12 protein-coding genes and 2 riboswitches are annotated in these 13,883 nt (G+C 40.5%); of the genes, 11 read left to right on the forward strand and 1 reads right to left on the reverse strand.

The window, feature by feature from the left end:
* The first annotated feature begins 101 nt into the window (after nucleotides 1-101).
* From sdaAB to KW850_RS08650, 3 genes are all read left to right on the forward strand, one after another.
* Nucleotides 102-761 carry an L-serine ammonia-lyase, iron-sulfur-dependent subunit beta gene (gene sdaAB, locus KW850_RS08640; protein WP_218347158.1) on the forward strand — a complete coding sequence of 220 codons (660 nt, stop codon included), beginning with the start codon at nucleotides 102-104 and terminating at the stop codon, nucleotides 759-761.
* A gap of 53 nt (nucleotides 762-814) precedes the next feature.
* On the forward strand, nucleotides 815-1,714 hold the full coding sequence (gene sdaAA, locus KW850_RS08645) for an L-serine ammonia-lyase, iron-sulfur-dependent, subunit alpha (RefSeq protein WP_218347159.1): 900 nt from the start codon (nucleotides 815-817) through the stop codon (nucleotides 1,712-1,714).
* A gap of 341 nt (nucleotides 1,715-2,055) precedes the next feature.
* Nucleotides 2,056-2,409 carry a globin domain-containing protein gene (locus KW850_RS08650; protein WP_218347160.1) on the forward strand — a complete coding sequence of 118 codons (354 nt, stop codon included), beginning with the start codon at nucleotides 2,056-2,058 and terminating at the stop codon, nucleotides 2,407-2,409.
* Between the two features lie 135 nt (nucleotides 2,410-2,544).
* On the opposite strand, the gene KW850_RS08655 is transcribed toward KW850_RS08650, so the two are convergent.
* Complete coding sequence (locus KW850_RS08655; RefSeq protein ID WP_308128771.1) at nucleotides 2,545-3,387, reverse strand: MerR family transcriptional regulator; 843 nt, start codon at nucleotides 3,385-3,387, stop codon at nucleotides 2,545-2,547.
* A 120-nt stretch (nucleotides 3,388-3,507) separates the two neighbouring features.
* On the opposite strand from KW850_RS08655, the gene KW850_RS08660 reads away from it, so the two are divergent.
* The 8 genes from KW850_RS08660 to sdaAA (KW850_RS08695) all read left to right on the forward strand — a co-directional run bounded on the left by KW850_RS08660 (nucleotide 3,508) and on the right by sdaAA (KW850_RS08695) (nucleotide 13,873).
* The gene (locus tag KW850_RS08660; protein WP_218347161.1) at nucleotides 3,508-4,896 is read left to right on the forward strand and encodes an APC family permease; all 1,389 of its coding nucleotides are present in this window, start codon (nucleotides 3,508-3,510) and stop codon (nucleotides 4,894-4,896) included.
* A gap of 26 nt (nucleotides 4,897-4,922) precedes the next feature.
* Nucleotides 4,923-6,395: an aldehyde dehydrogenase family protein gene (locus KW850_RS08665; protein ID WP_218347162.1), complete on the forward strand. Its 1,473-nt coding sequence runs from the start codon at nucleotides 4,923-4,925 to the stop codon at nucleotides 6,393-6,395.
* 64 nt (nucleotides 6,396-6,459) lie between these two features.
* Nucleotides 6,460-7,644 (forward strand): iron-containing alcohol dehydrogenase, encoded by a 1,185-nt coding sequence (locus KW850_RS08670; RefSeq protein WP_218347163.1) that lies wholly within the window; start codon nucleotides 6,460-6,462, stop codon nucleotides 7,642-7,644.
* A gap of 110 nt (nucleotides 7,645-7,754) precedes the next feature.
* Nucleotides 7,755-8,753 (forward strand): agmatinase, encoded by a 999-nt coding sequence (speB, locus tag KW850_RS08675; RefSeq protein ID WP_218347164.1) that lies wholly within the window; start codon nucleotides 7,755-7,757, stop codon nucleotides 8,751-8,753.
* Between the two features lie 202 nt (nucleotides 8,754-8,955).
* A riboswitch (glycine riboswitch) is annotated at nucleotides 8,956-9,055 on the forward strand.
* Nucleotides 9,056-9,383: 328 nt separating this feature from the next.
* The gene (locus tag KW850_RS08680; protein ID WP_218347165.1) at nucleotides 9,384-10,790 is read left to right on the forward strand and encodes an amino acid permease; all 1,407 of its coding nucleotides are present in this window, start codon (nucleotides 9,384-9,386) and stop codon (nucleotides 10,788-10,790) included.
* A gap of 77 nt (nucleotides 10,791-10,867) precedes the next feature.
* Nucleotides 10,868-10,970: riboswitch (glycine riboswitch) on the forward strand.
* Nucleotides 10,971-11,213: 243 nt separating this feature from the next.
* Nucleotides 11,214-12,464, forward strand: a complete 1,251-nt coding sequence (glyA, locus tag KW850_RS08685; protein WP_218347166.1) for a serine hydroxymethyltransferase — start codon at nucleotides 11,214-11,216, stop codon at nucleotides 12,462-12,464.
* 15 nt (nucleotides 12,465-12,479) lie between these two features.
* The gene (locus KW850_RS08690; protein WP_218347167.1) at nucleotides 12,480-12,992 is read left to right on the forward strand and encodes a serine dehydratase beta chain; all 513 of its coding nucleotides are present in this window, start codon (nucleotides 12,480-12,482) and stop codon (nucleotides 12,990-12,992) included.
* Nucleotides 12,992-13,873 carry an L-serine ammonia-lyase, iron-sulfur-dependent, subunit alpha gene (gene sdaAA / locus KW850_RS08695; protein ID WP_218347168.1) on the forward strand — a complete coding sequence of 294 codons (882 nt, stop codon included), beginning with the start codon at nucleotides 12,992-12,994 and terminating at the stop codon, nucleotides 13,871-13,873. Before KW850_RS08690 ends, sdaAA (KW850_RS08695) begins: the two co-directional genes overlap by 1 nt.
* Nucleotides 13,874-13,883 lie beyond the last annotated feature (10 nt).

Raw genomic sequence — 13,883 nt, forward strand, 5'->3', positions numbered from 1 at the left:
TTTTTATAAATTGTCCCTATTTTTATTTGAAGGCTGGACGCTAAGAAATCAAACGTAACAACTAAGTAGAGAATCTTAATCATAGAACTCAGGTGAAAACAATGAAATATCGATCAGCATTTGAAATCATTGGTCCGATTATGATTGGGCCTTCCAGTTCACATACTGCTGGTGCTGTCCGGATTGGCCGCGTTGCCCGAACCCTGTTCGAGAGCCAGCCGAAGAGGGCCGTCCTCTCGCTTTACGGTTCATTTGCAAAAACGTATAAAGGACATGGAACTGACTTAGCTCTTGTTGCGGGCTTATTGGATTTTGATACGTTCGACGAGCGGATACCCGAGGCATTGGAAATAGCGGAACAAATGGGTATGGAGGTCATCTTTCAAGAGGAAGAAGCCATTACAGAACATCCAAACACAGTAAAGATTAATCTTTTTGCTGAAGATAAAGAGTTGGAGATCATTGGCATCTCCATTGGCGGAGGAGCCATTGAAATAACCGAAATCAATTCGTTTAAACTAAAATTATCGGGTGACCCCGCAATACTGGTCATTCATAATGATCGTTTTGGAGTAATTAGCTCGGTAACAACCATTTTTTCGCAACATAAAATAAACATCGGCCATATGGAAGTGGCAAGGAAAGATAAAGGCGACACGGCAATCATGGTCATTGAAGCCGATGAAAAGATAGATGACCAGCTGGTAGGCGAGCTGCAAAAGCTGGATAACGTTTTAAGTGTAATCCGTATGGTTGAATAATAGTGTTTTGGGGCACTAAACATAAATGAATAGAAGATTCAGGGGGAAATGCTATGTTTCGTAATGTAGCTGAACTTGTTTCGCTGGCGGAACAACATCAGGTTAAAATAGCTGAAATCATGATTCGGCAGGAGATGGATGTTACTGGCCTTTCCCGTGAAGTAGTGATTGCCAAAATGGATCAAAACTTGACGGTAATGGAACGGGCTATTGAACGGGGCTTAAATGGAGTAAAATCACGCACAGGGCTCACGGGCGGAGATGCAGTATTGCTTCAAAACTATATTAAGAGCGGAAAGTCACTTTCGGGCACATTGCTGTTGGATGCGGTGAGTAAGGCGGTTGCCACGAATGAAGTCAATGCAGCAATGGGCATCATTTGTGCCACGCCAACTGCCGGGTCGGCTGGAGTTGTCCCGGGTACATTATTTGCGGTAAAGAATAAACTCAATCCAACTAGGCAGGAAATGATTGAATTTTTATTTACGGCAGCGGCATTTGGATTTGTCGTTGCAAACAATGCATCCATTTCTGGGGCTGCAGGCGGTTGCCAGGCAGAGGTAGGTTCGGCTTCAGGTATGGCAGCAGCCGCAATCGTTGAAATGGCTGGCGGTACGCCTAGGCAATCAGCAGAAGCAATGGCCATCACCTTAAAAAATATGCTGGGTCTTGTTTGCGACCCGGTTGCCGGCCTCGTTGAAGTGCCTTGCGTGAAACGGAATGCAATGGGTGCATCGAATGCTTTGACAGCAGCCGATATGGCTCTTGCAGGGATAACGAGCAGGATTCCATGTGACGAAGTCATTGGAGCCATGTATGCCATAGGACAGACAATGCCGGCTTCTTTAAGGGAAACAGCCGAAGGCGGACTGGCGGCTACCCCGACCGGAAGAAGGCTTGAAGCGGAAATCTTTGGCCAGCCAAAAGTAAAACTGATTGATTATTTAGTATAACTACTTCAAAAAGCTGCCCGTCATTCCAGGCAGCTTAATTTATTGGTATCTATGAAAGAGAAACGGAATGTAAAAAGTTCCATTGCAGATTCCTTGAAAATCCTTTGTGTATGTCATCACTTCTTCGATTGTATCTCTAATCACTGAAGTAAACGGGAAGGTTTCGACCCGTTCATGGGAATTGAGAGTGAATTAGTAATAAAGAAGCTTAATAATTAATTGTTTGGGAAGGAAATAACTTACCACAAAGTCTTTTTCGTGATGTAAATCACAAACTCTGTTTGTTAATTACACTATAATGATAGTAGAAACTACATATCAAGAAAAAGAGGGAATGAATGATGACCATGGCATTGGAACAGGAAAAAGTGAATGAATTGGTTGACCGCTTCTATGATAAACTGCTAAAGGATTCCTACTATATTAACATGTTTAAAGAAAGAAACACGGATATAGAACTTCTAAAAAATAGGCAAAGGGTATTTATAAATCGCTTAGTTTCTGAGGCATCTGCTTTGGAAGAAGGGAAGCACGTATCACAGGTTAAAGAAAGTCACCCATTTCAAATAGCTCCAGAAAGGGCCGCAATATGGTTCGCCAAATTGAAAGAGACGATGGAAGAAATGGACCTAGATGTTCGTGTAAAGAACCATCTTATAGAGAAAGTCAATTTTTTGTTGAATAAGATTATATAATACGCCCCCTAAAGTAATGAAAGCGCAAGGAATGATTCAGTTTCAATCGTCACCTGCGCTTTCGTTCATTTCATCCAGCAATAATTCATCCACCTTACAATGAGCATCTCAGGGATAACTGCCTGTCCCCCGACCCTAAATTTGAACTGGAACTTGAATTTCGAATGTAATCTCATTTGGTTTATCTGTGATTGTAATATCGACGTGCATAATTTGCAGCGCATCGCCGGTTATGTGATATCCGGTTTCATCAAGATATTCCAATATCTTACTCAAACTTTCGCTTCGATTCCATAATAATTCCCCGTTATAACGAATACACGCAAATAACCCAGCAGGGACCGTCATTTGACACTGTTTTGGTATTTTTTCTTTATTTTTTGCCACTACAAAAATAATGGATGGTTCTTCAAATCGTTTCGCTCTAAGATCCGCTTCCTGGATGATAATGCCTAGTCTATTACTAGCCAGAATTGGTGTCTTCTCGGTGAGCATATTCTCTAACCTTATAACACCATAACTGAGTTCCAAATTATTATTTATTTTTTCATTTAAGGTAATTAACTTCCTTCTTCCTATTTCGCGGAAAAACACCGATTGAAGTTCTTTTTCATTCGCTACATGCTCCAAGTATCCAATTTTCCCCCGAATATTTTCCTCCAAGTCATGTAACTCGTTCAGTTTTGACACAAGTTCCGTATGCTTGGTTTTCAGAATATCCAAGGACTTATTAAAATTACGTTCATTAAAATAATCCTTTATTTCGTCCGTACTCATCCCAAGTTGCCTCAACTCTTTAATGGTCCCTAAAACTTCATATTGAAAAATAGAATAGTAGCGATACCCCGAATCGGGATCGACATATTGAGGTTTGAAGAGGTCAATCCGATCATAGTGGCGTAAAGTCTCCGTTGATACCCCTCTTAACCTCGCCATTTCACCAATGGTTAATTTTTCCTTTATTTTCAGTGAAATCACCTCCCCTAAAAAATATAATACACCTATTGACCTTTGTGTAACAACAAGGTTTACAATAAAAATACGAAATCTTCTAAATCATCTAAGAATTAAATTTATTAACACGGAGGGAGTTGAGTTATGAAACAGAAAGCGCTTGCAAGAACTCTTACTTTGTCACAGGTTGTTTTTTTAGGAATTGCATGGAATAACCCCATGGTGTTTTTTAATACCTATGGAATTGCTGCCGTTACCTCAAGAGGTGTTATTACGACTGCATACATTATTGCTTTTCTAGCAATACTTTTTACAGCTCTTAGCTATGGCAAGATGGCGAAAGCCTACCCGATCTCAGGTTCAGCCTATTCCTTTACGCAAAAATCTATTAATTCTGAGGTTGGGTTCATTGTCGGTTGGACGATTATGCTTGACTATATATTAACGCCTATGGTTACCTGCTTGATGTCCACTGTCTTTTTAAGTGCTGTATTTCCTGGAATCCCGCATTATGTGTGGGTAATTGTGTTGACTGCAAGCATCGTATCTCCGAGCATACTAGGTGTGGAGATATCAGCAATAACGAGTAAAATTTTTGTTATTGCTCAAGTCATTTTTGTTTGCCTTTTCTGGATATTAACCTTCAAAAGTTTATCAGAAGGAGTAGGGACGGGTAGTCTTTTCTCAATTAAGCCATTGTTTGATGCAGATGTTTCCTTGTCCGTTATCTTGGCAGGTTCTACCATTCTTTGCTTTAGTTTTCTTGGTTTTGACTCACTCACCACTTTATCAGAGGAAACAATCAATCCCGAAAAAACGATCCCAAGAGCCATTATTATCATGCTATTGTTTATCGGAGTTTTGTATATTGGCTCTTCTTACTTAGCACAATTGGTGCATCCGGGCATTTCATTCAAACATGCTGATTCTGCAGCCCTTGAAATTGCAGTGCTTGTCGGAGGAAATTTATTTAAGTCCATTTTTATTACAGCAGTGATTATTGGTAATTTCTCTTCAGGAATCGCTTCAATCACAAGCGCATCGCGAGTGTTATATGCAATGGGACGAGATTCCGTATTACCCAAAAATATATTTGGATACATTCATCCTAAATATAAAACACCGTCACTTGGCATCATTGTGATTGGCGTAGTTTCTTTACTCGCAATTCTATTAACCCTAGAACAAGTTATTAAGTTTATCAATTTTGGAGCGTTAATTGCCTTTACATCTGTAAATCTGTCTGTTATCGCCCATTATTTTATCAAAAATCAAAAACGTTCTTTTATGGATTGTATTCGGTACCTATTATTACCACTCATTGGCGCAGCGTTTACGATATGGTTATGGTCGCATTTAGAAAGGGATGCATTGATTCTCGGGGGCATCTGGATGGCATGCGGCTTGATTTATCTTGTCTTTATGACGAAATGGTTCCGCCAACCACTTCCTGAGTTTCATTTTGATAAAGAAATGATTCCACAAAATGTACAAGACATTGATCGAGAGGTTATCCCTCAACATGTAAGGTAAAAATAACATACTGGAGGTTTGTAAAAATGCTGAAGTTGAAAATGTTTATTAATGGTGAATGGATGGATTCATTAAGAGGAGAAAAGAGTCATGTTGTGAATCCTGCAAACGGTAAAATTATGGCTGAGGCTCCGCAAGGAAGTAGAGAAGAAGCACAAATGGCGATTAATACTGCACGAACAGCTTTTGACTCCGGAATTTGGTCAGACTTACTGGCATCTGAACGTGCAACCTACTTATTTAAAATAGCGGATAAGATTGAAGAAAAGGCAGATGAGCTTAGCAAACTTGAAACTGAGAATACGGGAAAACCCCTTAAAGAATCAGAGTTTGATATTGCTGATACCGTGAATTGCTTTCGATACTATGCTGGGTTAGTGACAAAGCCAAATGGTCAAACGTATTCTGTTGCCGATCCTGTGCAAGCCATGGTTATTCGGGAACCTGTCGGTGTATGCGGACTTATCGCTCCATGGAATTTTCCATTGTTGACGGGAGCATGGAAAATAGCCCCTGCGCTTGCTGCGGGAAATACACTTGTATTTAAACCAGCTGAAATCACTCCGGTCACCACTTACAAATTATTTGAGATCATGGAAGAAGTGGGGATACCAGCTGGTGTTGTAAATCTAGTTTTAGGAGGTGGTTCAACAGTAGGAAATGAAATAGCGGAAAGCCAAATGGTGGATCTGATTTCTTTTACAGGTAGTACAGCAACGGGTAGAAGGATCATGAATTCAGCAACAGGAAATATTAAAAACCTTTCACTCGAACTAGGCGGCAAGTCGCCAAATATTGTTTTCGCTGACGCAGATTTTGAGACAGCCATCGATTATGCTTTGAATGGAATTTTTACCAATGCCGGCCAAGTATGTAATGCGGGATCCCGTTTACTGTTAGATGAGAGCATTCATGATAAATTCATTGCTAGATTGGTAGAAAGAGCGAAAAAGATTCAAGTTGGCCCTGGGGATGATTCGTCAACTGAAATGGGTCCGCTTGTAAGTGAAGACCACATGAAGAATATCCTTGAATATATTCAAATTGGCTTAGAAGAAGGGGCTACATTAGCTTGCGGTGGCAACCGTATCACAAGCAACGGGCTTGAAAATGGTTATTTCTTTGAACCAACAATATTTATTGACACCAAACCTGACATGAGAATTGTTCAGGAAGAGATTTTTGGTCCAGTTCTTGTCGTTCAAAAGTTTAAAGATGAGGCGGAAGCAATCCAGCTGGCAAATGATACTTCGTACGGGCTTGCAGCAGGTGTTTTTTCACAAGATGGCGCCAAAGCTTTGAGGGTTATTAAAAAAGTAAGAGCCGGAATTACGTATGTTAATGCTTATAACCTCGCCTATAATGAAGCTCCGTGGGGAGGTTACAAGCAGAGCGGGATTGGCCGCGGGTTAGGAACCTTTGGCTTGGATACGTTTACGGAGGTAAAACAAATCAATATTAATTTAGATGTTAAGCCAACTGAATGGTTTAGCAATTAATTAAATAAAAGAAAGTATCGAAATTAAATTCAAAATATTTAAAAAAATAAAGGAGGAATTTATTATGTTATGGGATTTTCATTTTAATCTGCCTACTTCTATAGAGTTTGGGAATGGGAGAGTAAAGAATATTGGGAAAAGGGCTAAAGAATTAGGTGGAAATAAAGCCCTCATTATTACCGATAAAGGACTTGCACAAACAGGAATTCTGGAAAAAATCACACAGTCTTTAGATCAAGAAGGTGTCAATTATATTGTTTATGATGAAATATCACCTAATCCAAAAGATGTAGATTGCGAGAGTGCTTATCAACAGTTTAAAAACGAGAACATCGATCTCTTAATTGGTCTTGGCGGCGGAAGTTCAATGGATACAGCCAAAGCAATTGGGACACTTTTTACACATGGAGGAGAGCTAAGAGAACGTTACGGCGTAAATTTACTAGAACGAGAAATTCCTCCACTAATTTGTATTCCAACAACTTCAGGTACCGGTAGTGAAGTTACAAGAGGTTCTGTCATTACCGATACCGTTACGAAACAGAAGGAGGCGATACTAGATTTGAAAATCGCTCCTAAACTGGCACTTGTCGATCCTGAATTGACGTTAACATTGCCTAAATCGATTACAGCAGCTACAGGAATGGATGCACTCACACATGCAATTGAAGCTTATACCTGCAAAGTTGCTCAACCACTTTCAGATGCTTTGGGACTATATGCTATTGAATTAATAGCCAAATACCTTCCATTAGCAGTAGAAAATGGTCATGATTTAGAGGCTAGGAAAAATATGCTTTTGGGCAGTTTAGTTGCAGGTATCGCCTTTGATAACACGGATCTTGGGGCTGTACATGCGATGGCCGAACCACTTGGAGGACTCTATGATACTCCACATGGAGTGGCGAATTCTATTTTTCTTCCACATGTATTTGAATTTAATATTCCTTCAAATCCAGAAAAGCACGCCAAGGTAGCAATCAAGCTTGGGGCAAATCCTGAAGGAAAAACAATAGAAGAAACGGCGTACGAGGGTGTTGTGTTGTTAAAAGAGCTGGCAAATAAAATAGGCATTCCTAGTTTCCGAGATTTAGGCAATGTAAATCCAAAAGACTTCCCTTTCCTAGCCGAAGGAGCCTTTAAACATTTGTGTACACAGGCGAATTCAAGAGATTTGACAAAAGAAGACTATCTGAATTTATTTCAAAAGACTTATGAGGTGAAAACCACAACTTTAATTGAAAATTAATTGTGTATTTAGAAGCAAAATTTAAAATCCTTGGTTAAGAACTGGCCCACCGGCAGAAAACTTTGCATTAGGAACAAGCGAGGATGAAAATCTAGAAGGAGGCAGCATGAATGTCTAATCGTGATGAAAAACAGTTTTTAAATTTACCTTTTACAGGCATTTGTACTTTTGGAAAATACCCAATATGTGCGAACCTGAACCAGCTTGACGCAGATGTGGCGGTCATTGGGGTGCCAAATGACATGGGGACACAATGGAAATCAGGAGCAAGAATGGGCCCTAGAGGAATTCGCGAAGGATCTACATTATATAGTTTCGGTCTTGATGGTGCTTATGATATTGAAAACGATATTATGTACCTTGGGCCTGAATGGAAAGTTGTCGACTGTGGGGATGTAGACATGGTACACGGGGATATTATGCAGTGCCATGAGAATACAGAAGAAGCAATCCGAAAAATTATTTCCAAAGGTGCAATGCCGGTTGTATTAGGCGGCGATCATTCCATCACAGCAGCAGTTGGAAAAGGACTAAAAGACATAGGTCCGTTTCATGTGATACAAATTGATGCCCATTTAGACTGGGCGGATCATCGCTCAGGAATGCGGTATGGTCACGGAAATTGCATTCGCCGCCTATCTGAGCTGGATCATGTTCAGAAAATATTTCAGTTTGGCATTCGCGGGATCAGCAGCAGCAAAAAAGAAGACGTCGAAGCAGCAAGAACATATGGCAGCGTGATCCTATCACCGCGTCAGATGAGAAAGATGGGGCTTAAGGAAGTGCTGGAGCTAATTCCTGCCGGCGAAAAATATTATGTAACGATTGATATTGACGGAATCGATCCGTCAATTGCGCCTGGAACAGGTACACCTTCTCCAGGCGGCTTTCTCTACGATGAGGTTAATGAATTGCTTGAAGGGATTTCCAAAAGAGGAGAAGTCATCGGGTTTGATTTAGTAGAAGTTGCCCCTCCATATGACCCAACGGGCATGACCGGACAAGTAGCAGCCCGTATTGTACTAGACTTACTAAGCTATGTATTAAAAGAAAAAGAGAAGAAAGAGAATAAAAATTACGGAAAAGAAAAAGAAGAAATGCTTTTTTAACTGGGATTAGTTCCTACCGGGACGAATGGATGTCAATAAAAGAGAGGAACGCAAAGCGTTCCTCTCTTTATTTCTATAGACTCTAACCATGTGCCAGACACTTGCTATGTTTCTGTAAATTTATAATAATATTTAAATTCTGAAAATTAATTTGACATCTTGATTTTGATAGACTAGTATAAATTTATATTCATACTAGCGGATGAATATTGTGGGAGAGTCTAAACACATTGTTTAGCACCGAAGGAGCAAGTCCCGAAAATTGGGTTCAATCTCTCAGGTAAAAGGACCACAATAGGACGCGTCTCTGGAGAGCGCCATGTGCCACCAAAGGAGTTATACTCTCAGGTAAAAGGACAGAGGAAAATAGGGAAACGCCTATTTTTCTCTGTCTTTTTTTGTGGAGAAAAATAGGAAAAAACAAAAAAAAGGAGGAGTTAACAATTAGGTTGATAGTTAGATATTTACTTTTCGAAAAATTGTAAGCGCTTATTTCTGCCGAATTGACTAAGGGTATATAAACTTTTATAAGGATATGAATTTGCAATTATTTGATTTTACGTAAGGAATAAATGATTTAAAGCCATCAAAAATTGCAAACATTCTGGAAAAGAGAGAGAGGGAATTCATATGCAGGAACAAAAATTGTCGCGAGGTTTAAAAAACAGGCACGTTCAACTTATCGCTATTGGCGGGGCGATCGGTACAGGCTTATTTCTTGGAGCAGGTAAATCTATTCATTTAGCCGGTCCATCGATTTTATTTGCTTACTTGATTACCGGTGTCATTTGCTTTTTAATCATGCGTGCACTAGGAGAACTGCTTTTATCCAATTTGAAATATCATTCTTTTGTTGACTTTGTTAGAGACTATTTAGGTAATATGGCAGCATTTATTACTGGCTGGACCTACTGGTTTTGCTGGATTTCAATCGCAATGGCAGATTTAACAGCAGTTGGTCTCTATACTCAGTTTTGGTTCCCAAGTGTACCACAGTGGATGCCAGGATTAATTGCACTAGTCGTTTTGCTAATCATGAACCTTGCAACCGTAAAGCTTTTTGGCGAAATGGAATTCTGGTTCGCATTAATTAAAGTCATTGCGATTCTTGCACTAATTGTGATCGGGACTTTCATGATTATTAAAGGCTTCTCCACAAATTCAGGCGCATCCAGTTTCACGAATCTATGGAGCCATGGCGGCATGTTCCCAAATGGCATAAATGGCTTTATCCTCTCATTCCAGATGGTGGTGTTTGCGTTTGTTGGCATTGAACTTGTCGGACTTACTGCAGGTGAAACAGAAGACCCGGAAAAAGTTATCCCAAAAGCTATAAATAATATTCCTATACGGGTATTAATTTTCTATATAGGCGCCCTGATTGTCATTATGGGTGTTTATCCTTGGAGCGCCATCAACCCAACAAAAAGCCCCTTTGTCCAAGTCTTCGTAGCGGTTGGTATCGCAGCCGCCGCTGGTGTCGTCAATTTTGTCGTCCTAACATCTGCAGCTTCGGCATGTAACAGTGCCATCTTCAGTACAAGCCGGATGATATACACACTTTCCAAAGATAAAAATGCACCTGTACCATTAGCAAAACTTAATTCCCGTAAAGTACCTTCCAATGCATTGTTCTTTTCCACTGTTGTCATTCTACTTGCCGTTATATTGAACTATGTTATGCCGGAAGGAGTATTTACGCTGATTACAAGTATTTCTACCGTATGTTTCATCTTTATTTGGGGAATTACGGTCATCAGCCATTTGAAATACCGGAAGACCAGACCAGATCTAGCGAAAGTGAACAAATTTAAGTTGCCGCTTTATCCATTTTCCAATTACTTAATCCTTGTTTTCCTAGCGTTCGTGCTTGTCGTCCTTGCACTTGCGGAAGACACTCGGGTTGCCTTGTTCGTCACACCTGTCTGGTTTATCATGCTGATTGCGATTTATAAGATGATGATAACGAAGGCGGATTATGTGGATCAGGAGAATCAACAAAAATTAGCAGAAAATTTAGTGGCAACCAAAAAATAATGTTTCCGCTTTCAAAAAAGCCTTGACTTCGATTCCTTTAACTATTATTCTGAAAATAATAAAAATTTAATAAGCGGAAGATGGTTGTGGGAGAGTGCAAGTTTACACGCCACCGAAGGAGCAAGTTCCAAAAAGACCCTTGGAACAAATCTCTCAGGTAGATGGAACCACAACTGGACGCAACTCTGGAGAGCGCGTATAGAATTATATGCCACCAAAGGGGAAGGTTCTTAATCGAACTTAAACTCTCAGGTAAAAGGACAGAGAAGGGTAGATGAAAGCTTTTTGCTACCCTTCTCTGTCCTTTTTTGCGTGCAAAAAAAAGGTTTCCTTTCAGATTGTATCTTAGGAATAAACAGATAAAATCTTCGAGGTGATACATAGATAGAGGTAGCTAATACAACGAATCAAGGGGGAAACGAGATGAGTTTACAACAAAATGATTCAACTATTTTTGAAGCCATTCAAAAAGAGCAGCATCGTCAGCATCAAACATTGGAGCTGATTGCATCTGAAAACTTCGTAAGCAAAGATGTATTGGAAGCAATGGGAAGTGTGATGACGAACAAATATGCAGAAGGCTATCCAGGGAAGCGTTACTATGGAGGATGTGAATTTGTCGATGTGGCAGAACAAATAGCAATTGACCGCCTAACTCAGCTGTTTGGTGCTAAATATGCCAATGTTCAGCCTCACTCAGGTGCACAAGCAAATTTTTCTGTCTTTTTCGCACTGCTTCAACCTGGTGATAAAGTGATGGGGATGAACCTCTCACATGGCGGACACTTAACGCACGGAAGTCCTGTTAGTGTTTCAGGAAAATGGTTTGAGGTAGTGTCCTATGGTGTTAGAGAAGATACTCAATTGATTGATTATGATGAACTGGAAGCGATCGCGAAAAAAGAAAAACCGAAATTAATCATTGCCGGTACAAGTGCTTACCCTAGAACGATTGATTTTACACGGTTTAGACAAATTGCTGATCAAGTTGGCGCAAAATTAATGGTAGATATGGCGCATATTGCGGGACTTGTTGCAGCTGGTCTTCATCCATCACCGGTTCCATATGCAGATGTGGTAACGAGCACTACGCATAAAACGTTGAGAGGACCGCGCGGCGGCATTATTTTAACAAATGATGAACAGATGATAAAAGCTATTAATAAATCGGTGTTCCCAGGGATTCAAGGTGGCCCGCTCATGCATATTATTGCAGCTAAGGCGGTTGCATTCAACGAAGCATTACAGCCAAGCTTTAAGGATTATTCGAAACAAGTCATTGAAAATGCTGCAACTTTAGGAAAAACATTAAAAAATCAAGGTGCAGCCCTTGTTTCTGGTGGAACAGATAATCATATTGTCCTTTTAGATTTACGTCCGTGGAATTTAACTGGCAAAGAAGCAGAAAAATTATTAGAAGAAGCTGGAATTACTGTAAATAAAAATACGATTCCATATGATCCCGAAAAGCCGTTTGTTACGAGCGGTATCCGTATGGGAACATCGGCTTTAACGACACGTGGAATGAAGCAGGATGAAATGGTGAAAATCGGGGAAATCATCGCAGCTGTTCTGAAGAGCAAAGGGGACAAAGTCGTTCTTGAGAAAGCAAAAGAAACAACCAAAGCGATTTGTGGTGCCTATCCGTTATTTCAACAGGCAATCACAGTGTAAGAAGGGGGCATGAGGATGGAATTTCAGAGTTGTTTTGACATTATTGGCCCTATTATGGTGGGACCGTCGAGTTCTCATACTGCAGGTGTCGTATCTATCGGAAAATTTATTTATGAACTGTTAGGAGATTGTCCACAAGAGGTCAAAATTGTATTTTATGATTCTTTTGCTGAAACCTATCAAGGACATGGAACAGATAAAGCACTTCTTGGCGGATTGCTTGGGATGGATACCGATGATACACGCATTAAACATTCATTGGAGTGGGCAAAAGAGGTTGGCATGCAGTACCATTTCGAATTTGCAGACATCTGTGAGTACTATGATCATCCAAATACAACAATGGTAACAGTGAAACACGGTGATCGTGTTGTAAAGGTTGGCGGTGCATCACTTGGTGGCGGGTTATCGAAGATCTTTATGATTAACGAGAAAAAGGTAGATATTCGTTTAAGTGCAGGCGATGACTTTACAGTCCTTGCGAGTACTTATCAACCAAGAGGGAAAGCACTTATGGAGGCAATATGATGAAGATACAGTCCATGAAAGAGCTGATTGAAGCTTGTGAAAGAGAACAAAAAACCATTGGTGAAATCATGCTGATGATGGAAATAGAAAAATCAGGAAGAGACCAAGAAACCATTATTAGCATAATGGAAGAGCGCTTGATCAAAATGAAAGAAGCCGTTGATAGCGGTATAAAAGATGCCTCAACCGCACCGAGTGGAATTTCTGGCGGGGATGCCGTGAAAATGTATGATTACGTACATCAAGGGAAATCTCTGTCAGGAAATTATGTGAGCAATGCAATGAGCTTTTCATTGGCAACTTCTGAAAGCAATGCACGGATGGGGGTTATTGTAGCCACTCCAACTGCTGGTGCAGCCGGTATATTGCCTGGTGTATTGTTTTCGCTTCATAAAAACGATGGCACACCTTATAAAGATTTAGTCATGGGATTGTTCACAGCAAGTATGCTGGGGTTTGTCATTGCCAACCGTTCCTTCATTTCGGGAGCAGCAGGAGGCTGTCAAGCAGAGGTAGGATCTGCAACAGCCATGGCTGCAGGAACCATAGTGGAATTAAAAGGGGGCACGCCTCAGCAAGCTGTGAATGCGACAGCCATTGCCATGAAGTCACTCTTAGGATTAGTTTGTGATCCAGTCGCAGGACTTGTTGAAGTGCCTTGCATAAAGCGAAATGTGATTGGAACCTCCATCGCATTTTCAGCGGCTGATATGTCGCTGGCTGGGATTGAAAGTCGCATTCCGTGTGATGAAGTGATTGAAGCGATGTATAGGATCGGAAAAGATATGCCTCGGACACTTCGGGAAACAGCGCTTGGAGGTCTAGCAATAACAGAAACAGGTAAACAGGTGAAGGAAGGACTATTTTGTAAGAAATCTTAAGTAGGGGGTC

The organism is Bacillus sp. sid0103 (assembly GCF_019219025.1).